Source organism: Paenibacillus durus ATCC 35681 (assembly GCF_000993825.1).
GTDB classification, from domain to species: Bacteria; Bacillota; Bacilli; order Paenibacillales; family Paenibacillaceae; genus Paenibacillus_AQ; species Paenibacillus_AQ durus_B.
Map to the genome: position 1 here is coordinate 5,230,504 of NZ_CP011114.1, position 24,335 is coordinate 5,254,838.

Here is a 24,335-nt window from a genome sequence, read left to right on the forward strand (position 1 = left end):
TCGCATTAACCCAAACTCTCTGCATTCTCTGAGGAATTCATGAAGCTCGTTCATATTTGTAAGAGCGATTTACTTCCTGCCTTGCTGCATTTCCTCTAACGCCTGATTCAAATCTACAATCCCTGCAATATAGTCGGCCATTCCTCTCATAAATGAAGCACTCTCAGAGCTTGGCATCATGTCACTAGCGTCGAAACCGATAACCTTTGCATTCTTTATATATTCCGCCGCTCTTATATCTAGTTCGCTTTGATACCAGCTTGGGTCGGCGTCGTTCATGGGTGGCGTGAACGCTCCCGATTGGATAAAAGGTTTAAGGGATTCGGCTTTCGTAAAGAACTCCATTGCGGCTCTTACTTCCGGACGGTCATTAAGCATGGCATATATGTCTGCGGATATTAGTGCCGGATCACCGTATTGTAGATCAATGGCCGGGAAAGGGAACCAGTCCGCATCTGCACCTTCCGGAAAGAAGGTCTTGAAAGAGGAAGACTGACGGTGGAGCCAAGCTTTAGGTGGATTTTCAAATAATGGTAGAAGTGCATCAAAGACACTGGTTGTAGCAATCGATTTTGTTCCGCCATAAACATAATCGTTGTTGAACATAATTTCGGACATTTTTTTCATAGCGTTTTTGACAATGGGATCCGTAAACGGAATCTCACCCGATACCCATTTATCGTAATTCTCCTTCGAGGTTGTTCTAAGCATAATATCTTCGAGCCAATCGGTAGCTGCCCAGCCTGTCGCCCCGCCGGATTCGATCCCTATGCTCCAAGGAGCATCACCGTCTTGTGAGATTTGTTCTGAAAGCTGTAGCATTTCTTCCCAAGTTTTAGGGACAGTATACCCAGCTGCATCAAACTCTTTTTTGTTATACCAAACCATACTCTTCAAATAACTTATATTCCAAACCCCAGCCATGATATCACCGTTTGGACCAGGCATAGTAGCCATGTCAAGCCAGTTTTTATTGTACTGCTTTTCTAAATATTCTTTACTTAGAAAAGATCTTACATCGACTATTTTTCCTTCCTTTGCAAATGTAGCCAATGTGCCTGGTGAATTAAAATCGGCGATATCTGGAGCATTGCCTCCATTTATTCTTAGAGGAAGCACATTTCCATCTGTCGAGCCTTCATAAACAAAATCAATGCCGGTCTTTTCTTCGAAGGGCTTGATCGCTTCTTCAAACTTTGCCTGCTCGGCATCAACAAATGTTCCTAACATGTGCACAGTCGTACCTTTGTAGGCGCCTGTGTAGGCTTTTTCAAGATAAGAGCTAACTTCGGACGATGTATTCCCAGCGCTGCCGCTTTCCTTTTCATTACTCTTAGCCGTTTCATTCTGTGCACCGCAAGCGGATAACATAATCATTGAAGCAACTGTCCCTACAGTAAGCAATTTATTTACCCATTTCATAAGATCATTCCTTCACTTGATAATAAAAACATAAATTTGCGATAAATTATGAAGTCTGTTCGATTTCCTTTGAAGCGTATGTTTACCCATTTGGAAATTAGAGGAACTTTTTGGTGATACTTTATATGTTTTTAACATTTCAAAAGATCTGGATAATTCTTAATAAACTCGCTTTTACAGGCCATCCACTACCCTTCTTCGCATTATTTATTTTGCTGCTGTCCGAAAAAATGTGCATATTCTTTTTTCATATTTACAGATAATTCCTTGACTGTGAATGTGCCTGCCAGGATGTCCTGCCCGTTTCTGGCCATAACATCATACATGCCATTCGGCGGGTACACACGGTCTGTCAGTTTCATTGTTTTGACTCCTTTCGATAGTTTGGGCGAAAATCGTTTTGTCAAACAAGATTTTTTAATAGTTAACGGGTATTTTTTTATTGGTTATCCGGTTAACCTTATCTTTAAAGTGAATAATATCATTGCATAAAGAATACTGTCAAGATTGAATGTGATAAAATATAACATCAATGATCTTAGAAAAGTCTAAAAAGGAGCAGTGTTTTGTATATAAGACACTAAAATAGAAAAAAAGTGATTGAACTCTGTTGAATATTACATAAACAATACATGGAGTGGTATATTTAATATTTTGAATGTTCGCAAAGTCGCAGGGGTTTCGTCCTTTCGTTTTTAACGTCCTTCATCATGGAGGAGGAACGGGACTATCAATGGGAATGATCCAGAAGATAATCTCCACGTAAAATCCTATAGAAATTCTATGAGTCGCCATTATGAGTTTCAAGTTTTTTACAAATTTCAGGTACACCTCATGACAATGCGAGGTAGGAGTGTTTACCCATTTCATCGAAGATATGCTAGTAAAGTGCCTTCTCTGTGAATATTTCGTATCTCGTTTTGAGGTGAAAACTACAAACGGCCATGGCCGAAAGGCCAATCGTCGCGTGCTAATCGGACAAAATTGTAATGATACGCGACATAACGGTTAATGTAAGCGACCCGTTTCAAATGGAGTATATGTTGCAATTACTTGGAAAGTTTGACGGCGTGAAAGTCGTGAATTTATCGGGATCAAACGTAATAGGATTACGGTTGTTTCCGACGGATCGGGACTTGGCAACATTTGGACCGGAAGCGGCTTTGCCGGTAATGGAAGAGAAAGCGATGCTGTTTAAACAGATGGCTGAGTAGATGCCTTTCCAATTTGTCTTGCTATGCAAAATGCAGGGGTAATCATACAAATTGTAAAAGCACTGGCGCTAACATTTTGCGGGATCAACCTGGAGCACAGGGAAACTTCTATTCCAAACTCTGCATGGGCTTGGTACGCCGACCATACGAATCCAAATGCGGAGAGAGGGAGACTATCCGAAATCATTCCAAGAGCCGATGGTTTTATCGGTGTGTCCGGTCCCAAGGTGCTTGGTGTAGAAGATATCAGAAGATGGCGCGAGATTCGATTATCTTTGCCATGGCTAACCCGACCCGGAGGTTACCCCAGAAGAAGCCGAACCCTCCGTTCGTGTCATGGCTACGGGACGCTCGGATTACCGAATACAACAATGTTTTGCTGTTTTCTGGGTATTTTCCGTGGCGTGCTGGATTACCATGCTTCCCGGAGCACGGAGCAAAATAAAGCTTGCAGCCGCTAATGTGATTTCCTCCGTTGTCGAGGAGGAAGAGCTTAACGAACATTACATCATTCCGAGAGTGATTAATCAGAACGTGGTAGAGAAAGTACGTCAAGCGGTCATAGAAGCGGCATATGAATCCAGCGTCGCGCACCGGAAAAGGTCTAAGGAATTAGTTTCAAGCAATTATTCCTAATGCGATACAAGTCAAGGATGGGTGTTGTGCAAGAGTTTTAAACCGTAATCGATTACCAGCAATCATACGGAGTGAGGTCAATGCGAAGGCTGCTCGTTCTGCCTTCGCATATTGCTCATGTGTGGGGAAACAATCTTCTTGTTTAAATCGATCGTGTTGACTCTCTCACAATTAACTCAATAGGAAGAGTAAGCTTTACAGGATGAGATCCATTTTGTTCAATTGCATCAATAATCGTTTGAACTAAAACGACTCCTTTGTTGAATACATCTTGTCTAATTGTAGTTAACTTTGGTGAAATATACTGGATAATCTCAAGATCGTCAAATCCAACGATAGAATAATCTTTAGGAACTTCTTTTCCATTTTCTCGAAATGCTTGTATAATCCCAACAGCCAGAATGTCGGAAGACGCAAAAATGGCTGTTGTTTTTTCTTTGAGGTCGAGAATTTTCATTCCGATTTTATACCCAATTTCAAAAGAATTACCATTAGCATCAAATACTAAATCCGGATTGATCGAAATATGAGCCTCGTTTAATGCCCTTTTGAATCCACGGTAGCGTTGTTGATCGATTAGATCGGTTGATGGTAAATTAATCCTTACAAAGCTAATGTGAGTATGTCCGTTGTTAAGTAAATGCTTTGTTCCAAGATAGCCGCCAAGCTCATCATCGATCATGATTTGATAATTTTTTTCGAAATCCCCATAATTATCGATTAAAACAATTGGTATATTAAAGGTATTCAACTCTTTTATCAATGAATCAGGCAAAGGTCCCGAAATAATAAGCCCGTCTAAATTTCGCTTAGCCACCCAACTTTTGCAATCCTCGGAGTCTCTTACCCCTGAAATAAGCAGGTCGTAGTTTTGAGCACTGGAGATATACTCCATCCCGCTAATTATTTCTGTGTAGTAATGGTCCTGTTTAAAAATAGGAGGAAGTGAATGATTGACAAAGGGAATCATAACACCAATCATATTTGATTTTCTTTTTGATAAACTGATGGCTGTAAAATCAGGATGGTAATCTAGATGTTTAATGGCTTCTAGTACTTTTTCTTTCGTCTGTTGGGAAACTTTGTTTACATCATTGAGTACGTACGACACAGTTGCCGTAGAGACACTCGCGTACTCGGCTACATCACGAATCGTCGTTTTTAGTTTCATAGAACCTCCGATTAACCGGTTAACTTATATGTATGTATTTATTTTACCTTGTTTTTTGTTTTTTAACAAACAAAGCCAATACATCTTATTGCTGCTGGAGCACTATACCCGCTGCATTGTAATCGGATTAAGTGATTGGAAGACAAGAAGATAATAATCAGTAGCGAAAGCCTAGATAGCGGTGATTAAGGTTAGGCATTTGTTTAAATACGAAAAATTTGATATTTTGGTTAACTTTAATAAGTTGCTAAGAGTTACTTTTAAAAAAATCCAAAAATGTAATTCAATAAATGGATTCACTTGTCAAATGAAAAGTCTCATTTATAGATATAATTTATGAGAAAAATATCAAATGATAACATAGAAAATATTAGTTTTAATTATAAAAATGTCCAATTAAATGCGATTGTAGTCTCATTTATAAACATTACGCACAATGATAAAAAAATTTCATATTTTTCGAGAAATGTATTGATATCCATTTTTATGCATATAGACCTTGAATTCATTAGAAACTTCGATGAATCAAGGTTTTTTTATGGTCGCGTGCCCAGATAAGTACGCATCTTCTAGCCGGTGAAAGTCCGGTCACGGGAGGGACCAAGCCCCCGTGTAGCTAGGATACCTGCGTATGGCGAAATCTGTGCGTAGAAGCGTATCGACGAAAGTACTTGTCAGAGACAAGGCGAGCAACATACCAGGCCGTAACATAAAGTGAATCCTGCCGCGTCGTCAAAAAGGCCTCGCAAGAGGGACAAGAGGAAGCCGAGTCTCGGATCATTGGACGAAGGCCACGGAAGCTGTCTAGAACTTGGAGCGACAGCGAAGAATCCTCCGGCGTATGGGGAGCGGCATGGTCTGAAAGAGGATGCAGTGAACTGGGGATACCCTCCCCTGCACGGAGTTTTTTTTTTGAAACACCGTAAAGAGACGCTCTATAAGCTCAACAGGTGAAGTGAGTGGTCTGCAGGAAGGGAGTCCGAGGGGCTCATAGTACCGAAGAATCGCAGGACAACACAACCTGCGGGAGGGAAGGCGCCCTGCTTTGTTCAGGTTTCACAAGGAGGTACGAGTCAGTGAATGCCAGAGGGCTAACGACACCAAAAGAAAACGTTCAACAACTCCAAATGAAACTAGGTCATGCGGCCAAGGAAAACAAGAAACGCAGATTTCACGCGCTGTATGACAAGGTATACCGGATGGACATCTTGCGGGAAGCATGGCGGAGAGTACGGGTCAACAAGGGAGCGGCAGGCGTGGACGGAGAGACGCTGGCGGACATTGAAATGTACGGCGAGCAGCTATTCCTGCACGAATGTGAGCAGCTTTTGAAAGACGGCAAGTATCATCCTCAGCCAGTGCGGCGGCAGTACATCCCGAAGAAGGATGGCAAAATGAGGCCGCTTGGCATCCCCACTGTCCGGGATCGGGTCATACAAATGGCAGTGAAGCTGGTCATGGAACCCATCTTTGAAGCGGATTTTCAAGACTCCTCTTTGGATTTCGACCGAAGCGGAGCGCCAAGCAGGCGCTCGAACGCATTCGGAAAGCCTGTAACCGGAAAGGTAATTGGGTGGTCGACGTCGACATCCAAGGCTACTTTGACAACATCAATCAGGAGAAGCTCATGAAGCTGGTAGAAATGCGAATCAGCGACAGACGTGTACTAAAACTGGTGAGGAAGTGGCTGAAGGCTGGGGTTCTGGAAGAAGGAAGCGTCCGGCGCTCAGACCTTGGAACACCGCAAGGCGGAGTCATTTCGCCGCTTCTAGCGAATATCTACCTGAATTACTTCGACAACCTGTGGGAGCGTCACGGCAGCGGGATTGGAGAGCTTACCCGGTATGCGGACGACCTGGTCGTAGTGTGCAAGACGAAGAAGGAAGCGGACCGTGCGTACGCTCTCATTCAAGCGATCATGGAGCGACTGGACCTGACCTTGCACAGGGCGAAGACACGGGTTGTCGGACTATGGACTGGCGAGGAAGGATTCGACTTCCTGGGGCTGCACCACCGAAGACAAAGGCAGAGACCTCGCAAGGGAAGGTGTACTATACGACCCAGCAGTGGCTAACCCGGGAAGCGGAAGAACGCATACGGGAAGTAGTAAAGGAGCGGTTGGCTCCGCCGACCATGCGTCATAAGTCGCTTAACGATCATGTGGCATGGCTAAATCCGAAGATACAGGGGTGGCGCAACTACTACTACACGCCTTACAGCCAGCAGAAGCTTGCGAAACTGGATTGGTACATTCTCCAGCGACTTGCCCGGTGGCATGCCAAGAAACGCCAGCGCAACAGGTGGATGAGTTTAGTACGAGAAGTGAACATCTTAGCTCAAACGATGGGACTTAAAGCGCTCTTGTGATCTGCATGCCCATGAATGACGAACATCGGAAAGCCGTATGAGGGAAAACCTCATGTACGGTTTGATGAGGAGGGGCTGAAAATTTCTTCAGCCCTTTACTCTAGATGATACGCGTTGGGAGGAATCATAGAAAAATATTAGGGGTCACGCCTACTGAATGGTAATCGATGTACCCATCGTAAGTTTTATCGCAAGTGCCGTTTCGATTGAAATGGCGATGGCATTCTTTGCTCTTGTTAATGCGATTGTATTTATCAGAAATAGTAGAGAAGACCCCTTCCTCTGCAGGAAAGGTTTGACCTATAGAGTATGTTCAGCCCAATTGACTGGACTCAAACAAGAATTGATGTGGCTGAGCGAAGTAGACAGCACCGCTTTGCAGTCGGCGCTTAAACATCTTGCCGATGCATATGAACAATTTTTCAGAAAATTAAACAATGCCCCCTGTTTTAAAAGCAAGAAGAATCCGGTACAATCCTACACCACCCAAATCCAAGGGAAAAGCCAAATTCTTTCGTACTTTGGAGAATAAACTCGCTAAAGCCCAGCGCAAGCTTTCACAACGAATGAAGGGCGGCTCGAACTGGAAGAAACAACGAATCAAAGTAGCTCGAATACATGAAGACATCAGCAACGAAGGAAAGACTATCTAGATAAAGTTTCTACGCACATTGTCAAAAACCACGACTTGATTGCGATCGAAGACTTATCTGTACGCAACATGCTCACAAACCGGAAGCTGTCTAAAGCGATTAGCGAAGCCTCCTGGTCCTTGTTTCGTAAGATGCTGGAATATAAATGTACATGGTATGGTCGAGTATTGGTCACCGTAGGCCGTACCTTTGCATCCTCTCAATTATGTTCTTGCTGTGGATACCGGAACCAAGAGGTCAAGAATTTGAACGTTCGCGAATGGACATGCCCGGCGTGTGGAACGGATCATAACCGGGACTTGAATGCCAGCCTTAACATCCTGGCCGAAGGCAAAAGACTGCTACAGGTGTAGATCTTACATAAACTGCCGGAACGGTAGGGTTCGCTTGGTCAACTTCTCTTCGGTAGAAGGGACTACCCAAGAATTTCCTTCCTCTAACCTTCAGCGTAGGGAGGGGAGTGTTCAATGTTCTCTCATAGCTTCCCGGTTTTCTGACGACTCCAAATTTGGTTGCCAGAAGTTGGCCCTAATGTTCCCAAGGTTCTTTTTTTCATAAGAGAAGTTCCTTTGCATTAATATTAGTGCTTCCGTTCTCTTCCATCATAGTTTTTAATACGGACAGGTTATTGTTAACTTCACGTTGTATATTCCCTTTTAGCAGCTTAAGCAGAACACCGCTGACACCGGAAGGCTTCATGATGACATGATTGGCAAGTATGGTTTTATTTTCAAATGCTTTAAGCTCATATTTAGATTCGTAATCAAATCTGCCGCCGGCTGCTTGCAAATGGAGGAATTGGTCTGTCCGAGCTTCAATAACCGTAATGGTCTCTATTTCTTGCGAGTGGACTAAATCTCTTGTCAATCTATAGGTATCTTTACGATCTCCCGTTGGCTCTACGGTCATGACAGCATAATTCCAAGATGAAAAGTTCTCCACATTTCTTAAAAATTCATAAACCCGTGCCACAGTACAGTCAATGATTAACTCATTGCTAAATGAAATATCCATAGTTAATTCCTCCTTTGCTAGTGACAAGCTCTTCTTCTGAAAATATGTGATTAGATGACATATCATCTATATGCTAGAATAGATGATATGTCATCTATTGTCAAGAACAGATCTGGAGCGCAAAGTAGGGATACATAACCAAGTGGTTATCGCCGAAAGGAATAATATCATAATTAATATCAAACACAAGACTGCAAATGATTTTGAATACTCGGCCAGCAGCTGGCCAAGACTAGCTCCAACGAATGCGGAAAATGCATTTATGGCAAGAGCGCTCCCTCGAGATTCTCCTCCCAGGTGCCCAATTAGAACAATTATACTCGGATTTGCTATTGAAATACCTGTAACAAAGATAATACTCGCAATAACCAATGGAATTAGTGATCCGGATAAGGCTTCAACTCCTAAGCCAATTCCAGCAGTCGCCAAACCGGCGATAAAAACCCGTTTTGCTTCGAAACGTTTCAATAATGGCCCGGCAAACAGTGACATCACAATACCGGGTATACCTCCAATACGAATCCACATTAACCCCTGTTCATGAAGGTGGAATCGCTCCGAAACATAAGTGCCTAATCCTGAGTACATCGTCACAAAGCTGAATAATACTGTCGCTGAGACGGCAAAAGACACTAAAAGAGAAGGGACGGTGACGAGTTTTATCGTTCGTCCAATCACATGAGAAAGCGATAATTCAGCATGACTAAGCCCGCCTGCAGGAAGTCGATAGATGAAGTATGCGATTACTAGATAACTAATAGCTAAAATTTCGAATACGCCGCTCCAACCTAGCCAGCTTCCGATTGCTTGTGCATAAAGTTGACCCAAAATTCCGGACAAAAGAAAACTGCTGCTTAAGATCGAAATGGCTATAGGACGATAACGGGAGGAAAGCACATCCCCGATATAGGCAAGCGCGACTGTTGGAAAAGATGCGGCGATTAATCCTTGTATGATCCGCAATACAATCAACCATGCCAAAGTTGGACTCAAACCGACTGCTAAAGTGCTAAGTGCCAAGGCAACAAGACCGATTCCTAAAATCGTTTTTCTGTGAAAACGGTCTGAAAAGATGCCGATGATGAGATTCCCAACAGCATATGCAAAACCATAAGCGCTTCCTGCCCATACGGTTTGACCGGGACTCGTATGAAATTCACTTCCCAATAAAGGCATCAAGGGAATGGTGACATACAACAACGAAACTACTAAGATAGATCCCGTTCCCAGCGTGAGCACAATCCCGAAAAAATCGTAGAATTCTTTGCGGTCTTTCAAAATCATCTCTCCAGTGCATATAAATTTGCTGGCGGCAGCTACTATAAAAGAATTATGTATAATTTCGTCCTCCTCGAATAGAAGGCACTTTTATGTAATATGGAAACCTTAAGGTGCCCAGTGAACAAAAAAGTGCCTCCTTCCCTCGGCCTATACAATCCTGCATAATGCTCTTATCAGCTCAAAAATACAACTCTATAGCTGGAGGAGAGATGTATGGAGAAGTTTGTTAAAGTACATGTGATGCATACCGGAGATCTAAAATACGATCGGGCATTAGCTTTTAAGGAACTTGATGTGATTCCGCCCGTTAATCAAAGAGGTGAAGAGTATCAAGAATTAGTACCCGTATCTAGTTACTTAATTGAACACCCGAACGGACGAATTGTCGTCGATGCTGGATGGCATGAAGATATTCGTACTCAGCCCAAAGAACATTTTGGCGAAGATTTGTATCAGTTTATTGAGTACAGACTTCCTGAGGGATGTTCGGTAAGAGAGCAGCTTGCTTCAAAAAACATATCTCCTCAAGATCTGGAAGCTGTTGTTATGACACATCTGGATGAAGATCATATCAGCGGGCTTCAACTTTTAAGCGGGGCTAAGAGATTTCTTGTCAGCGAACCCGAGTGGAAGAATGTGGCGGGCTATAAAGAAAAATGGTATAAAGGAATTTCGTTCGAAGCTTTTGAACTTGAACCCATTCCTTTCGGACCCTACAAGCTAGGAAAAGATTTGTTTGGAGATGGACTCATTTATCTCGTATTTACACCAGGACATACCGCCGGACATGTATCGGTTCTTGCACGTGTAGAAAACGGGTGGTTATTACTCGTGTCCGATGCCGGCTATGCTGAAAGATCATGGAAAGATCTTATTTTGCCTGGCAATACAGTTGACGAACAAGATGCTTTAAAATCATTACAATGGGTTCAACAGTTTGCGCAAAGAACGGATTGTGTAGCCGCTATTGCGAATCACGATCCGTCTGTTCGGCCGGGTTCCTTTTAAATGAACGATCCGTTCTTTGCTCTTATACACAAGCTTTTTTAGTAAGCATTGAAGAGGGGCAGGCCACCCCTCTTTTTGCGTTTCGTTGCAGTTGTTCCAATCCGCGGAGATGCAAAGGAAACTCTATAAACGGACGTTGCTCATCGTTGTCCATTGAGTGATGACAATAGCTTCAAACGGGAGGTATGCCGTCAGCAAAGTCATAACCCCCTGAATCGAGGTGCATTACGGTTTGTCGTTACCGAATAAATAGCGGAAATAAGGGCTAAAACAACCATAATACCAGCCACCCAAGTGTTGGTAGTTACGGGATAATGGTCAACCAGTAAACCACCAAAACCAGAACCTATAGCTACCCCAAGATGTAAAAATGAAGTATTTAAACCTAGTTGGATATCTGAGGAATCCGGAACAGACTTGGCTAGATAATTTTGCACTGCTGGACTAAGTGCCCAAACCATCGCACCATATAGGACGATAACAATAAATAAACTTATCATTGATCCTGTTGAATAAGGTAATAAGAACAAAGAAGCTGCAAATACGATAAGAAATGTGAATATTGTTCTTTCTCCTCCAAATTTATCGGATGCCCATCCACCAATCCATCCACCTGTTATACCTGCTGCACCAAAAATTAGTAAGACTATACTAATCATATTTGTTGATAGTCCCATTGTTTTTTGAAGAGAAGGCGTGAAATAAGTATAAACTGTGAAGTGACCAGTTAACTCCAAAACTGATATGAGCTGAATTGATGCGATTTTTTTACTTTTTAATGTAGCGATCTGTTTAAGTAAAGGAACGGCTGGTTGCGGCGGAATCTTAGGTAAAAACTTAATAATTCCTAGCATAGAAACAATACTAAGGACTGAAACTAATACAAATGTCATCCTCCAACCAAAATTTTCACCAATCATTGTACCTAATGGTACACCTAACACTAATGATGCACTTAAACCCATAAAGATTAATCCGATAGCTCGTCCCCTTAATTCAACTGCAACTGTTTTAGCAGCCATCGTTACGGAAACAACAACTACGATCGAGCAACTGGCCGCAAGAATCATTCTGGCAACTAATAAGGTTGTATAATTCAGACTAAATATAGATAAAATATTGCCTCCTAGAAAAGTTAACATAGCTATGAGCAGTAATTTACGTCTTTCTATTCTAGAAGTTAAGGTAATAAGTATTGGAGCCCCAAAGGCAAAAACCAATGAAAAAATGGAAACTAACTGACCCACTGTTCCTACAGAAACGTGTAAATCTTCGGCAATCATGCCTAATATTCCAGCGATCACCAATTCCACTGTGCCAGCAACAAATGTTGCAAGTGCTAAAACAAAAATCCCTATATTCATTGAAAGTTCCTCCTAAAAACTACGAATTTAGATTAAGCATACTCCTTAGAGCGCACTATAAAGCAAGCGTGTTATAATCATGATATGAAAAAATCATTACTTATTCAGGATATATCCTCAGTCACCGGTCTTAGTTCCTATACTCTACGCTATTATGAAAATATTGGTCTATTAAGTGGGATTGAAAGGGATGAAAATGGATACCGCAAATACTCAGAGACCGATATTTTATGGATTGATTTTCTCATTAGGTTGCGTAATACAGAAATGCCTATAAGGGATATGAAAAAATTTGCAGAACTCAGGCGCCAAGGTGATGCTACTGTGACTGAAAGACGAGAATTATTAGAAGCTCATCAAGAGAATGTTCTTAATCAAATTAAGCAACTAAAGAACAATTTAACCAAGATTAATGAAAAAATTGACTATTATAAGAAACTGGAGGAAAAAGCTTAGTAATGCAACTTAATATTAACTTACACTTGCTTTATAGTGCACTCTAACTGATATAGTGTTTCATGTGGAGACAAAAGATTAACATCCCTACCAAATTTGCTTGTTAAAAATGAGGATGGGAGGGTATCTGCATCGATTATTAAATCAGTGAAAGTAGGGTGTATAGTTGGAAGTTTGGAAAAGAAATATGTATATTTTAAGCATTGCACAATTTCTAGTCATGTCTGCATTTAGCCTAATTATACCTTTTATTCCAGTCTATCTTAAAAATGATTTAGGTGTTCACGCTCAAACCGATATTCAGCTTTGGACTGGAATGATTTTTGGTGCTACCTTTTTATCAGCTTTTCTTTTTCAGCCGATATGGGGGAAAATTGCAGATCGAACGAGTAGAAAAACCATTCTTATCCGTTCAGCTATCGGGATGTCAATTGCCACGTTCTTAATGACCAATAGCACAATGGCTTGGCATTTATTGGTTCTACGATTTATCTTAGGGATTTTTGGAGGATTTATTCCTGCATGTTCTCCATTTATTACAATGAATACTCCTAAAGAGAAAATAGGCTATGCACTCGGTGGAGTCCAGTCCGGTGCATACGCCGGAAATATTTTTGGACCTTTATTAGGTGGGATTTTGGGGCAGTGGATAGGATTTTATAATATCCTTTATGTGTCTAGCGCTATGTTGCTGATTTCCGGGGCCCTTATCTTATTCTTTTTAACAGAACTTAATAAGCCTAAACCGAATAACTTGAAATTTTCGAAATCTAGAAATAGACGTGTTAACTTTTTCTCTGAACTTCAGGAAATTATAAAAAAGCCTATAATTGGAATTTTGTTTATGGTTGGATTTCTTATTCAGTTTTCAACGATGAGTACTTCCCCATTTTTAGCTACCTATGTAGAAAGTATGTGGAATAATAATCACTTTTTAACAACTATGGTGGGCATATCGGTTTCTATCTCAGGGTTCTCTATTATGATTTTTTCTCCCATTTTAGGAAGAAAAACAGATCAAGTAGGTCCTGAAATTATTTTATTAATTTCCTTGTTAGGGAATTTTATTTGCTATGCTTCTCAAGCATTGGTTTCTTCTATATGGTTATTTCTTTTCGCAAGGTTTTTAATGGGGATCTTTATAGGTGGCCTTCTTCCATCAGTAATAAGTTTAATACGAAAACATGCACCTGAAAAAATGGAGAGTTTAACATTCGGTTATTATCATAGCGCCTTATTTCTAGGAAACTTAATTGGTCCCTTAATTGGAGGATATTTAAGTGGAATTATTCACATAAAAGGGGTTATTTTTTTTGCCGGTCTCCTCTTTTTGGTGAATGGTCTAATTTTAAAACACCATCTGTTTAGGCAAGAGTCCTATGTATCTTTAATTATGAGAGTTAAAAAAGGTACTAAACAAATTGGACAGTAAAGAAGCTGCCGAGACTGTTTTTTCAGCGCGACATGATGTAATCACCGTGCAAGTTCACATTCTTCAGGGAACGGGTTCGGCCCCCGCGCGCGATGTTCGGCCATACCGATGCAATTTTGATCATGGAGAAAACCAATTGTACATGTTTAAGACACTACATGCCCCTGATTCGTCAGAAATACTGATGGATCAGGGGTTTTCTATTTGCACTGCCCGTATAGAGGACTGCGGGAATTTTCCCATGCATCTGATACTTTTCCCGGTTTGATAAGCGCTTTCCTAACTTCCTCCAAACGTATTGTTAGCGTTTTCTTATGGTGATATCCTCTGTTCATGGCCATTAAGAAAACACTTTCAAAAGGAGATTAGAGATATGGGAATTGTATTGGCGCGAATTGATCAACGCTTGATTCATGGAATTGTGGTGACTCAATGGGCAGGACACACAAGAGCCAAACGGCTGATGGTCGTAGATGATGTTGTAAGTCAAGATGAAGTTCAAAAAACAGCTATGCGTATGAGCAAGCCTGCCGGAACCGGGATGTCGATCATTGATACGGATACGGCGATTACCAACTTCAATGCCGGAAAATATGACGATCATAATGTTTTGCTGGTTGTTCGAGAACCTGAAACGTTGCTGAAGCTTGCTGAGGGCGGCGTTCAAATTCCGAAAGTAAATGTCGGGATCATTTTTGACGGCGAAGGTAAAAGAACGGTAAAGAAGATGGTTTCGGTAAATGAAAAAGAAGCAGCCGATTTAAAAGCATTAAAAGAAAAAGGAATTCCAGTTACCTTTCATTTTGTGCCGGGAGATGCCGAAGAACCACTGGAAACCTATATTAAATAACAAAGCAGGAAGAGGATAAAACATGGAGATTATACAAGCGATACTCATCGTTGCATTAGCCTTTTGGATGGTTCTTGACCAGCAAGGCTTTGTCATTACTACTTGGTTCCCATCCATCATCGGAATGATTGCCGGACTTATTATGGGAGATGTCGCGACAGCGATGGTTATAGCCGGGACCTTTCAATTAATGGCCCTGGGAGTAGCCAATATAGGCGGGTCCTCCGTACCCAATTATGGTCTTGCGACACTTGTCGGGATTTACGTAGCCATCCGTACAACCCATGATATTGAAAATGCGAAAGCCATTGCCTTGGCAGTTGGGGTACCTGTCGGAATGCTGGGTATTCAATTGGATGTGCTGGGTAAGATCCTCAATTCCTATGTTTCTCATGCGGCTCAAAAAGCGTTAAACGAAGGGAAATTCGGGAAAATGAACCGTATTTTCTGGATTGGGCCCCTGATTTTCGGTTTAACTACAGCGGTTCCAACCTTACTTTGTGTGATATTCGGAGATAAAATCGTCAGGGTGTTGCTGGATGTCGTACCGAAATGGTTTACAGATGGATTATCTATAGCCGGGTCCATGCTGCCGGTAGTCGGGATTGCCTTATTGCTTCAGTTCATGCCAGTGAAGAAATACCTGACGATGCTCTTGATTGGCTTTGTGATTTCCGCATATCTTGGCTTACCGATCCTAGGAATTGCTATTTTAGGCTTCGCCTTTGCCTATTATTACTTCACCCAAAAAATGAGCAGTACACCCGCAGCAACTGCGGCGGGGAGCGGCAATACATCGGTTGAAGGAGACGAATTCGATGAGTAATACAGAGCCTGCAACAAATCAGGTAACGAAAAGAGACATTCGGTCAGCAGCCATCCGGTATATGTTCATGGCTTGCAACACCTTTAATTACGAGAATCAGCAAGCTCCGGCGGTTGTGTTTGGACTGAATAAAGTGTTACGAAAAATATATAAAAATGATGAGGACTATAAAGCATCGTTAAATAATCATTTTAACTACTTTAATACCACGACATGGATGGCTAACCTTCTCTTGGGGGCCTCAGTGGCGATGGAACAGAAAGATGGCATCCAATCCAAAGAAGCGGTTCAAGCTTTTAAAACAGGGATGATGGGACCGCTTGCCGGTGTTGGTGATACGCTTGTTTGGGTGCTATACCCAACGATTATGGGATCAATTGCCGGATATATGGGCTTACAAGGAAATCCGACAGGTGCGATTATTTGGTTGCTGCTCAATATCGTCTTTTTCTTTTTCCGGATTAAATTGTTCGACGTCGGCCACACCTCCGGATTGAAATTAATCACTGCCCTTGGCGACAGATTAAATGTCTTTACTGAAGCAGCCTCCATCATGGGGTTAACCGTAGTTGGCGCATTAATTCCAGCCGTTGTAAAAATGAATGTTCAGCTTAAGTATCAAGCGGGGGAAGTCACACTGCCCATTCAAACTGAAATTCTGGATAAAATTATGCCGGCGATGCTACCGGCTGTTCTAACAGTGGTCGTCTATAAATTGATCGGGTCGAAGAAGCTGAGCCTCACAAACATCATATTTTTGATCATTGCTTTAGCGTTAGTCTGCTCCTACTTTGGAATTTTGGGCGTTTAATTGATAAAGAAAGAGGAAGGAAACGAAGTCTATGCGAAAAATTATCATTGCAAGCCACGAAAAAATGGCGGAAGGCGTAAAAGACACTCTAAACTATATCACTAAAGGTATTGGCAATGTTCATGCTCTTTCAGCATACCTGACCAACACTCCGGTTAAGGAAGAAGTCAAGGAGTTGCTGGGGGATGTAGGGGAAGAAGATGAAGTAGTGGTGTTCACGGATTTGCTCGGAGGATCGGTGAATCAGGCATTTGCAGCGTATATAAGCCGTCCGCATTTTCATATCATATCGGGAATAAATTTGCCGGTTATCATTTCTGTACTGGTGCAACCGGAAGATGAATATTTAACAGCGGATCAAATTCTTAATGCCGTGAATGAAGCAAGGCAGCAGTTAGTATATGTGAATGACTACGTCGCCAATATGCCCAAAGATGATAATGAAGATGAATAAGATGATGCAAGAAAAAGATTGGTGGAAAAAAGGTGTCGTTTACCAGGTTTATCCGCAAAGTTTCAGAGATACAACCGGGAGCGGTATAGGCGATTTAAACGGAATCATTGAAAAGCTCCCGTATTTGGCGGATTTGGGCATCAGCGTGATCTGGTTGAATCCGATTTATCAATCGCCGCTGGTGGATAACGGGTATGACATTGCAGATTACTACGAGATTAATCCCGAATACGGGACAATGGATGATTTTAAACGACTCCTGGATCAAGCGCATCTCTTGGATATCAAGATTATTATGGACCTGGTAGTTAATCATACAAGCGATCAGCATGAATGGTTCAAGAAGTCATGTGAATCGCGGGACAATGAATTTTCAGATTTTTACATTTGGAAAGACCCTAAGGTAGATGGAAGTGCGCCTACGAATTGGGGCTCGACTTTTGGCGGTCCCGCTTGGGAGTATGCCGAGAGCCGCGGACAATATTATCTGCATCTGTTTGCTAAAGAACAGCCGGATTTGAACTGGGAGAATCCCAAGGTTCGTGAAGCGATTTATGATCTGATGAAATTCTGGTTCGAGACGGGAATCGACGGTTTCCGGATGGATGTCATCAGCTTGATTAGTAAACGTCAGGATTGGCCGGATGCAGCAGATGACGCGATCTACACCAAATCGTATTATATCGGTGCTTCGAATGGACCGCGCGTTCACGAATTTCTCCATGAAATGAATCAAGAGGTATTAAGCAAATATAATATTATGACCGTGGGCGAGACAGCAAATACAAATAGTGACCAAGCGATATTATATACAGATCCAGAGCGGAAAGAATTAAACATGGTCTTCCATTTCGATCACATGCACCTGGACTACGGACCCTATGGAAAGTTCTCAGACATCCGTTTTAAGCTGAGCGATTTACGGGACGTTATGACAGAGTGGCAGGACAAACTGGAAGGCAGGGGGTGGAACTCGCTTTATTGGAGCAATCATGATCAGCCGCGTGCGGTTACCCGCTTTGGGAATGACAAGGAGTACCGGGTAGAATCCGCAAAAATGTTAGGAACCCTCCTTCATATGATGAAAGGCACGCCTTATATTTACCAAGGAGAAGAGCTGGGAATGCGCAATGTCCGCTTTGCTTCTTTTGACCAGTATAAGGATATTGAAACCTATGGTGTGAAGAGAGAATTTGAGGCGAAGGGACTTCCGGAAGCGTACATCAAAGAGTCCATTTTCTTGAAATCCCGTGATAATGCGCGCACACCGATGCCGTGGAATGGAAGAGAACCGTATGGATTTACAAGCGGAACACCGTGGATTGATTTCAGCCCGGATAATGCTTGGATCAATGTGGAAGATTGCTTGGCCGATCCAAACTCGGTGTACTACCATTACAAAGAATTGATTCGTCTTCGGAAAGAGCTGCCGGTCGTGGTTGACGGAGTTTATGAACTGATCCATCCGGGCGATTCCGCTGTCTACGGGTATACGCGTACCCTGGCAGGGCAGAAATTAGTAGTCGTCTGCTCCTTCTCCGAGAGTAAAGTTAATTATAGGTTACCTCAAGAGCTGAAAGATTCGTCCGGTAAATTGTTATTATCCAATTATCCGGATACCAAGAAAGAGCTGGACAACTTGGAGCTTCGACCGTATGAAGCTGTAATTTATTTTATTGAAGAATAAAGAACGGATTGGACTAGTAGAGAATCTCCTCTTGCTAGTCTTTTTTGCAGTATACTGTTTTTTGTAAATGATGATACTTAGTAATATTACATAACGAGGAGCAGCTATATGGATTTTGACTTGCGTGTAAAGATACATTATGACGGTTTGACCGATTCTGAAAAAGAAATGGTAAGATTCATAACCAATCGGCCCCAAGATGTCATTGACATGAATATCGTCGAATTAGGCGAGGCGTTGCTTAGTTCGAAAAGCTCGGTGCTTCGTTTGGCAAAAAAGCTGGGGTATCATGGATTTTCAGAATTAAAGTATGCTCTCCGGTCGGACATGACCCTGACATCACTTGAACCCAGTGATTTGACTCTGTTATTAAAACAGGATTTGGACCGGATTTTTCGGTATGTGGAGCAAACGAATTTTCAGCCCTTTCTGGAGAAGCTGAAAGCTGCACGCATGGTCTTTTTATACGCCACCGGCTTCTCACAGAATAATTTCACAAAGGAATTTTCTAAGGATTTAATGATTGCGAATCGACAAAATATAATGATTTCAGGCGAGACAAATTTGGCGATTAACAGCTCTCTTATAACGGAAGAGGATTTGGTAATATTCACTTCGTTCAGCGGCGAAACCAAAATGATAAAAGATGTCGTTCGGGCGTTAAAAATAAAAAACGTAACGATCGCAGCCATTACGAAATTCGGAAGTAATTTTTTGGTTGAGCATGCCGACTATGCATTCTTTTTTGAAGCAACTCCATTGCCAAGTTATCAAAAGCAAGTCGTTCATTCGTTGATTGGGCTAGAAGTGATACTGGATGTCATTGCGCGAAAATATCGTGAGTTTGTTCTCTTTGATGAATAATCATTTTGTAGAACATGTTTGGGACAGAAGGAGACCCTTGAAACATCAGAATGAGTGATGAATCAAGGGTCTTTTAGATTTTAAGCCAAACGGCTGCCCACAGGCGCCCGGGGACATCGGGGATCTGGAGCGTAGTGCTGATCATATCCATAAGCTTTAAGAGCTTCCCTGACACATCTTCCGAGACCTTCATGACACCGCTGGAAATCAGAGCAATCATGGCAAGGTCCGTTGGAAACGGCAGCCTGCTGCGGGTAGGCCAGTTCCAGGGCTTTTGGCGAATTCCACACTTCCAGCAACGTCTGTTTTGTTAAATCGCCGATAATAAAATGTTCGTGATTGTACAGCTCCTCGCAGATAGTTACCTTACCGTCGGGCAGCACAACAACACCGCGCCGGTTAGCTGTACAATAAGCTCTTTCCCAAAAGTTGTTCTTCCTTACCGATTCCTCTCCGGCATAGGGATTATCATTGGCGCCGCTGAAATTCACTTTGTCCGGAAATTCCTCTTTGATCGTATTGAACTCTTCCTCGAAAATCTGGATATCTTCCGGCGAACAGAACAGGCTGTCGTCATGGCGGTATAAGGAACGTCCGTAGCAAGTAAAGTTGCTCCTCAGCACATAAGGCTTCTCCATCAAATACCGCGCCAGGGATACGGCATCCTTGATGTTAACCGGGGTTAACACCGTGTTGGTCCGGACCTTGATTCCCGCTTCACCCAAGTAATCGAGGGTTTGCAGTATTTTCTTCCCATAGCCGGTAAGACCCATGAGACGGTCAATGATTTCCGGGTTAAGCGCGTCAATGCTAACCTGGATGGTGGATAGTCCGGTTGCCGCGAGCTGCTGGGCCATACTTCTGGATAAAGGATACTTCGTGGGGATATTGAGATACAGACCTGCAGACAGAGTGCTCTCAATGAAATCAAAGGCATCCTCCCGGCAAAAAAAGTCGCCCCCCGAGAACTCGACGGTTTCTATACCGCACGCACGGGCCTCTTTCAACAGGCGACGGTACAGATTTAAATCCAATTCCTGTTTTCCTCTAAAACCCTCACGATTAGCATAGCAATACCTGTAATTGGTCACACAGCGCATGGTCGGGAGTACCAGCAAGGTGTAGGGCATTTTGCACCGGGTATCATCCATGTCAATCATCTCTTCCGGAACAATAAAAGTCTTGGGATCGTATATCCGTGCCTGATCCGGGTTGATATCGGAAGCTTCGATGATCAAGGATTCCATGGTCTGTTCATCATTTACCCGCACAGCCAGCAGGGCATCTACTTGCCGAGTCGCTGCTTCCATATCCAGATCGAAGATATAGGCCACGGCTTCACGAACGGCAGTCAGGTCCCGCTTCCCGTCAAACAAGGAGAGGATGACAGCCTGCTGCGGGTAGAGAAATTTAAACACTTCCTGCGGGCTATCCCCCGGATTGGCGGTAAACAGGATTGACCTTCCCCCGTCAGGCCGTAGCTTCACCTCAGGGCTTAGAAGAAGTCCCATAACTATAACCTCCCTATCATTTAGCTACTCCTCCGTTGGAGCATCCTGGAGAACATGATGTACAGCGCATTGAACATCCTATTGTACATCTTGCGATATCCTCCTCATCCTCCGTTACAGCCTCAATGATAAGTTCTCTTAAAAGCTCACGCTTCGAGAGACCTGATCCCGAAAGAAGCGCCCGGATTTCATTTAACCCACTCATTACTGTCACCTCATTCTCTATGATTTGAAGTCCTTAAACCAGCGCATCACTTTGCCGAAGGTCCAGTATTGCAACCTGTTTGACAATTGATACACCCCGCATCACACTGCCCGCATATGGCCATATTGTCCGTGACAGCATCAATCAGCTCTTTTAGAAGCTGACGCTTGGAGAGACCGCATTCGCACAGAAGAGCCTTGATTTCCTGTAATTCACTCATCACTATCACCTCGTCTTTAGCTATATTGTATATTTTTTCACATAAGTCGGTTTTCCATACCCTTATCTTGGAAATCGAAACGAAAAAAGCCCAAGTGTCAAAAGAAAATAATGTTCTAGACTGAAAAATAAAGTGTTAGACTCGGTTAATTGTAGTAACGTAAATAGAGGATGGTTAGTTCATTATATGAGCTGATCTCCTCTATTTTTTGTTTAAAAGAAATATTAACTAAGGCTATATAGCTTGGTATAGATTGTTTAATATATTGAGGATAAATACTTACGTATGAATGGGAAAATCCATGAGATTCATAAGGATGAAGAAATCCCATACGATATCCTGGAAACGCTCTGGCGTGATCAGAAGCTAAATGCGATCGATAATCCCTACGGCTCCTGTCGGGCTCGTGTAAATGGTAATTGTCCATACGCGGAAGAACCCCCCTGTTTAACTTGTAACGGCGGCAGCCCTTGTAAAGACTTAGCTGTAGGTCTCTCTGACATGGACGTACCTAAGTACGAAATTCATATTCAATCTACCTCAAAAATGATAGAAGTTGCCAAACATACGGCCGCGACGAAATTGCGGAGAAAAACCAAAAGAACCTTGATCGTCTGACCAGCATCTATGAGACGATCAGAAAAGGCAACATCGTCTTTGGGCGTATGGAGCGTATCAAAGGAAAGAAAGGTGTAAAACATGTCTGATTACGATCGTAGAGCGCATTTAAAGCAGGTTCATGAGGCTCGCAAAGCTAAGACCATACAAAGAGTGGATGAGTCGATTAGACGGCTTGTAAAAGCCAAAGAGGGCATCAATTTTAATAGTGTTGCAACTGATGCTGGCGTAAGTAAAGCAACGCTCTATAACAATCCTGAGATACGAGGGCGCATTGAATCGCTTCGTCAGCAGCAAGCTCAAGTGCCGACACCAAAACAAATCAAGCGAGAGATGGATGAGAACAACAAGGACGCCATCATTGATGCGTTAAAACGAAAGATGAAGAAGCTCGAAGATGAAAATAAAAAGTTGCGAGAACAACTTAAGTTTTCCTATGCGGAGGTCTATCAAAAGATTTGAGGGAATTTCTATTACCTTATTAAGCTAACTGGCAGGATACCCTGGAAAAAACAGTCTCACTCAGTGAAGACACATTTGGGCATATAACGTTATTTATGACATATCTTAAGGGGGTAAACCTATTAAGAAGGGATGATTTTTGTGATGCCTAATCAAAATCAATTTTATAAGGTTGTCAACAAAAAAAAGGGACTTGTACAGGATTATGGATATCCAGAAGACGGAAAGGAAATAACTTTGTATCCGTGGCATGGGGGGGATAATCAACGATGGATGTTCGTACCGCTTAATAATAATTATTATGCGATTGTCAACAAAAAAAAGGGACTTGTACAGGATTACGGATATCCGGAAGACGGAAAGGAAATAACTTTGTATCCGTGGCATGGGGGGGATAATCAACAATGGTTCCTACATGATTTGGAAGGTGGTTACAAAAAAATTACCAACAAAAAAAAGGGACTTGTACAGGATTATGGATATCCAGAAGACGGAAAGGAAATAACTTTGTATCCGTGGCATGGGGGGGATAATCAACGATGGCTTCCTGAAGCTGTAGAAAGCTTCAACCTACCTTCTGTCCCAACGTATCCTGTACCGGCTGTCCCGCAATATGGGAATATAAATGATGTACTACCAGAGTTTACTGACAAGGTTACAACTCAATATACGCTAGCACCATTTATTGCGGTTGACGATCCTTATTATAGTGATGGGCAACAACAAATAAAAACTAATCCCTATTATTTATACATAAGAAAACAATACTGGAAGCGAGTAGCTTCACATACACTTGCTCCGAATGAAACACACAAATATATACAAACCACAGGTATGACACAGGAAGATCAAAATTTAGTTTCAAAAACTGTTGGTCATACGATTGGGGTAGACGTAGGATTTCAATTTGGAAAGGCGGAAAAGAGTCATTCTTCTGCTAGTCTGTCTTATCAATATACAACGCAACTAGCAACACATGAAAGTCACACAACTACACAAATGACTGAAGAAACAAAAGAATTGTCAATTTTCAATTCGAATCCCTATATTGTCGCATGGACTAAATATGTATTGGTTTCAGAATATAGTGTACAACGTTCAGACGGTACACTCGTAAGGGAACCATGGACAGTAACAGATCCAAATACCACAAGTTCCAGTTACTATCCTCCAACAGCAAACCTTTTGGATAATTAGAACATGCAAAGGGAAGATTTAATTTTCAAGTACCGAACTTAGAAAAACTTTGGGAAGAATTAAAAGATAAAGTAGCCGTTATTAATGAACTGCATACTACGTCTTGGTACTACTAAATTTACATTTTGCCGACCTTGATGGTAATGAACTTGGATTTATGTATTAACAGGAACGTATTAAATCATAAGTAGTACGAATCATCCAACTAACGGGACACGATAGTTAAACATAAAGGGTTCCACATATTATACATGACTAATATGTGGAACCCTTTATTATATCTGACTTTCCTAAATTTAGGTCTTGATAAACTGAGCAAATAAAGTTGTAGACTGAGAAAATAAAGTATTAGACTGACAATGCTTCATAATACGAACGGGCAGGATAGTTAAAGCTGACGATTAATCGTATGGCCTTACGAAGACAAAAAAAGCGCCGGCTCACGATGATATCATGGAACTGGCGCTTATTCGATTGTTTCCATATATACGTTCAAATGGAGCTGCTTTAACAACCGTTCCAAGAGCACCGCCGCTTCCACCCCCAAGGGTGCAAATTGATCAGCGCTGCGCCCCTGGGCCTACTCGTCCCATTGGGCACTGCGGGACTCCG

The 24,335-nt window shown here is 42.3% G+C and carries 22 protein-coding genes and 2 pseudogenes; 17 read left to right on the top strand and 7 right to left on the bottom strand.

All coding sequences use genetic code 11. The features are described from left to right. Positions 1–69 precede the first annotated feature (69 nt). Together VK70_RS24445 and VK70_RS28460 are read right to left on the bottom strand one after the other, a co-directional pair. A complete protein-coding gene (locus VK70_RS24445) occupies positions 70–1,422 on the bottom strand; it encodes an ABC transporter substrate-binding protein (protein ID WP_025700747.1) in 1,353 nt (450 codons plus the stop codon). A 203-nt stretch (positions 1,423–1,625) separates the two neighbouring features. Continuing rightward, positions 1,626–1,784: a hypothetical protein gene (locus VK70_RS28460; RefSeq protein ID WP_155986990.1), complete on the bottom strand. Its 159-nt coding sequence runs from the start codon at positions 1,782–1,784 to the stop codon at positions 1,626–1,628. Between the two features lie 731 nt (positions 1,785–2,515). Here VK70_RS28460 and VK70_RS29120 point away from each other — a divergent pair. Next, positions 2,516–3,272 (top strand): annotated as a pseudogene (locus VK70_RS29120) (hypothetical protein); the annotation flags it as partial. 142 nt (positions 3,273–3,414) lie between these two features. Here the strand turns inward: VK70_RS29120 and VK70_RS24455 are convergent. Next, entirely contained in the window at positions 3,415–4,443 is a 1,029-nt protein-coding gene (locus tag VK70_RS24455; protein WP_046723886.1) for a LacI family DNA-binding transcriptional regulator, read from the bottom strand. Between the two features lie 1,076 nt (positions 4,444–5,519). On the opposite strand from VK70_RS24455, the gene VK70_RS29125 reads away from it, so the two are divergent. The 4 genes and pseudogenes from VK70_RS29125 to VK70_RS29140 all read left to right on the top strand — a co-directional run. Further along, positions 5,520–6,074: a reverse transcriptase family protein gene (locus tag VK70_RS29125; protein WP_052756036.1), complete on the top strand. Its 555-nt coding sequence runs from the start codon at positions 5,520–5,522 to the stop codon at positions 6,072–6,074. Beyond that, positions 5,984–6,517 (top strand): reverse transcriptase domain-containing protein, encoded by a 534-nt coding sequence (locus VK70_RS29130; protein ID WP_233277862.1) that lies wholly within the window; start codon positions 5,984–5,986, stop codon positions 6,515–6,517. The genes VK70_RS29125 and VK70_RS29130 overlap by 91 nt, the downstream gene beginning before the upstream one ends. Continuing rightward, positions 6,490–6,810 carry a group II intron maturase-specific domain-containing protein gene (locus VK70_RS29135; protein ID WP_233277733.1) on the top strand — a complete coding sequence of 107 codons (321 nt, stop codon included), beginning with the start codon at positions 6,490–6,492 and terminating at the stop codon, positions 6,808–6,810. The genes VK70_RS29130 and VK70_RS29135 overlap by 28 nt, the downstream gene beginning before the upstream one ends. A 289-nt stretch (positions 6,811–7,099) precedes the next feature. Continuing rightward, positions 7,100–7,816 (top strand): annotated as a pseudogene (locus VK70_RS29140) (RNA-guided endonuclease TnpB family protein); the annotation flags it as partial. A 199-nt stretch (positions 7,817–8,015) separates the two neighbouring features. Here the strand turns inward: VK70_RS29140 and VK70_RS24475 are convergent. Further along, a complete protein-coding gene (locus VK70_RS24475) occupies positions 8,016–8,477 on the bottom strand; it encodes an SRPBCC family protein (protein ID WP_025697262.1) in 462 nt (153 codons plus the stop codon). Positions 8,478–8,567: 90 nt separating this feature from the next. Continuing rightward, positions 8,568–9,755, bottom strand: a complete 1,188-nt coding sequence (locus tag VK70_RS24480) for an MFS transporter (protein ID WP_025697261.1) — start codon at positions 9,753–9,755, stop codon at positions 8,568–8,570. Positions 9,756–9,971: 216 nt separating this feature from the next. Between VK70_RS24480 and VK70_RS24485 the strand changes: the two genes are divergently transcribed. Next, entirely contained in the window at positions 9,972–10,766 is a 795-nt protein-coding gene (locus VK70_RS24485; RefSeq protein WP_025697259.1) for an N-acyl homoserine lactonase family protein, read from the top strand. 200 nt (positions 10,767–10,966) lie between these two features. Here VK70_RS24485 and VK70_RS24490 read toward each other — a convergent pair whose 3' ends face one another. Then, on the bottom strand, positions 10,967–12,130 hold the full coding sequence (locus VK70_RS24490; protein ID WP_025697257.1) for an MFS transporter: 1,164 nt from the start codon (positions 12,128–12,130) through the stop codon (positions 10,967–10,969). Positions 12,131–12,214: 84 nt separating this feature from the next. Here VK70_RS24490 and VK70_RS24495 point away from each other — a divergent pair, with 84 nt between their 5' ends. From VK70_RS24495 to VK70_RS24530, 8 genes are all read left to right on the top strand, one after another. Further along, complete coding sequence (locus tag VK70_RS24495; RefSeq protein WP_025697256.1) at positions 12,215–12,586, top strand: MerR family transcriptional regulator; 372 nt, start codon at positions 12,215–12,217, stop codon at positions 12,584–12,586. Positions 12,587–12,752: 166 nt separating this feature from the next. Next, a complete protein-coding gene (locus tag VK70_RS24500) occupies positions 12,753–14,018 on the top strand; it encodes an MFS transporter (RefSeq protein ID WP_025697254.1) in 1,266 nt (421 codons plus the stop codon). Positions 14,019–14,391: 373 nt separating this feature from the next. Next, positions 14,392–14,868: a PTS sugar transporter subunit IIB gene (locus VK70_RS24505; protein ID WP_025697253.1), complete on the top strand. Its 477-nt coding sequence runs from the start codon at positions 14,392–14,394 to the stop codon at positions 14,866–14,868. A gap of 22 nt (positions 14,869–14,890) precedes the next feature. Further along, entirely contained in the window at positions 14,891–15,694 is an 804-nt protein-coding gene (locus VK70_RS24510; protein WP_046723888.1) for a PTS mannose/fructose/sorbose/N-acetylgalactosamine transporter subunit IIC, read from the top strand. Further along, on the top strand, positions 15,687–16,505 hold the full coding sequence (locus VK70_RS24515; protein ID WP_025697250.1) for a PTS system mannose/fructose/sorbose family transporter subunit IID: 819 nt from the start codon (positions 15,687–15,689) through the stop codon (positions 16,503–16,505). The genes VK70_RS24510 and VK70_RS24515 overlap by 8 nt, the downstream gene beginning before the upstream one ends. A gap of 31 nt (positions 16,506–16,536) precedes the next feature. Next, positions 16,537–16,959: a PTS sugar transporter subunit IIA gene (locus VK70_RS24520; protein WP_025697249.1), complete on the top strand. Its 423-nt coding sequence runs from the start codon at positions 16,537–16,539 to the stop codon at positions 16,957–16,959. Position 16,960: 1 nt separating this feature from the next. Beyond that, entirely contained in the window at positions 16,961–18,646 is a 1,686-nt protein-coding gene (locus VK70_RS24525; protein WP_025697248.1) for a glycoside hydrolase family 13 protein, read from the top strand. 108 nt (positions 18,647–18,754) lie between these two features. Further along, positions 18,755–19,510, top strand: coding sequence for a MurR/RpiR family transcriptional regulator (locus tag VK70_RS24530; RefSeq protein WP_025697246.1), 756 nt, complete (start codon positions 18,755–18,757; stop codon positions 19,508–19,510). 80 nt (positions 19,511–19,590) lie between these two features. Here VK70_RS24530 and VK70_RS24535 read toward each other — a convergent pair whose 3' ends face one another. Then, on the bottom strand, positions 19,591–21,021 hold the full coding sequence (locus tag VK70_RS24535) for a radical SAM/SPASM domain-containing protein (protein ID WP_025697244.1): 1,431 nt from the start codon (positions 21,019–21,021) through the stop codon (positions 19,591–19,593). Between the two features lie 710 nt (positions 21,022–21,731). Here VK70_RS24535 and VK70_RS24540 point away from each other — a divergent pair. The 3 genes from VK70_RS24540 to VK70_RS24550 all read left to right on the top strand — a co-directional run bounded on the left by VK70_RS24540 (position 21,732) and on the right by VK70_RS24550 (position 23,723). Next, positions 21,732–22,064, top strand: coding sequence for a hypothetical protein (locus VK70_RS24540; protein WP_025697241.1), 333 nt, complete (start codon positions 21,732–21,734; stop codon positions 22,062–22,064). Between the two features lie 81 nt (positions 22,065–22,145). Continuing rightward, on the top strand, positions 22,146–22,526 hold the full coding sequence (locus VK70_RS24545; RefSeq protein WP_025697240.1) for a DUF6262 family protein: 381 nt from the start codon (positions 22,146–22,148) through the stop codon (positions 22,524–22,526). Between the two features lie 144 nt (positions 22,527–22,670). After that, positions 22,671–23,723, top strand: coding sequence for an RICIN domain-containing protein (locus tag VK70_RS24550; protein WP_046724539.1), 1,053 nt, complete (start codon positions 22,671–22,673; stop codon positions 23,721–23,723). The last annotated feature ends 612 nt before the right edge of the window (positions 23,724–24,335 follow it).

Excerpts from the sequence above, each read along its gene's own strand:
- VK70_RS24445 (WP_025700747.1), bottom strand. The coding sequence starts at position 1,422 with ATGAAATGGGTAAATAAATTGCTTACTGTAGGGACAGTTGCTTCAATG.
- VK70_RS28460 (WP_155986990.1), bottom strand. The coding sequence starts at position 1,784 with ATGAAACTGACAGACCGTGTGTACCCGCCGAATGGCATGTATGATGTT.
- VK70_RS24455 (WP_046723886.1), bottom strand. The coding sequence starts at position 4,443 with ATGAAACTAAAAACGACGATTCGTGATGTAGCCGAGTACGCGAGTGTC.
- VK70_RS24475 (WP_025697262.1), bottom strand. The coding sequence starts at position 8,477 with ATGGATATTTCATTTAGCAATGAGTTAATCATTGACTGTACTGTGGCA.
- VK70_RS24485 (WP_025697259.1), top strand. The coding sequence starts at position 9,972 with ATGGAGAAGTTTGTTAAAGTACATGTGATGCATACCGGAGATCTAAAA.
- VK70_RS24490 (WP_025697257.1), bottom strand. The coding sequence starts at position 12,130 with ATGAATATAGGGATTTTTGTTTTAGCACTTGCAACATTTGTTGCTGGC.
- VK70_RS24495 (WP_025697256.1), top strand. The coding sequence starts at position 12,215 with ATGAAAAAATCATTACTTATTCAGGATATATCCTCAGTCACCGGTCTT.
- VK70_RS24505 (WP_025697253.1), top strand. The coding sequence starts at position 14,392 with ATGGGAATTGTATTGGCGCGAATTGATCAACGCTTGATTCATGGAATT.
- VK70_RS24510 (WP_046723888.1), top strand. The coding sequence starts at position 14,891 with ATGGAGATTATACAAGCGATACTCATCGTTGCATTAGCCTTTTGGATG.
- VK70_RS24515 (WP_025697250.1), top strand. The coding sequence starts at position 15,687 with ATGAGTAATACAGAGCCTGCAACAAATCAGGTAACGAAAAGAGACATT.
- VK70_RS24520 (WP_025697249.1), top strand. The coding sequence starts at position 16,537 with ATGCGAAAAATTATCATTGCAAGCCACGAAAAAATGGCGGAAGGCGTA.
- VK70_RS24525 (WP_025697248.1), top strand. The coding sequence starts at position 16,961 with ATGATGCAAGAAAAAGATTGGTGGAAAAAAGGTGTCGTTTACCAGGTT.
- VK70_RS24530 (WP_025697246.1), top strand. The coding sequence starts at position 18,755 with ATGGATTTTGACTTGCGTGTAAAGATACATTATGACGGTTTGACCGAT.
- VK70_RS24535 (WP_025697244.1), bottom strand. The coding sequence starts at position 21,021 with ATGGGACTTCTTCTAAGCCCTGAGGTGAAGCTACGGCCTGACGGGGGA.
- VK70_RS24540 (WP_025697241.1), top strand. The coding sequence starts at position 21,732 with ATGAATGGGAAAATCCATGAGATTCATAAGGATGAAGAAATCCCATAC.
- VK70_RS24545 (WP_025697240.1), top strand. The coding sequence starts at position 22,146 with ATGTCTGATTACGATCGTAGAGCGCATTTAAAGCAGGTTCATGAGGCT.
- VK70_RS24550 (WP_046724539.1), top strand. The coding sequence starts at position 22,671 with ATGCCTAATCAAAATCAATTTTATAAGGTTGTCAACAAAAAAAAGGGA.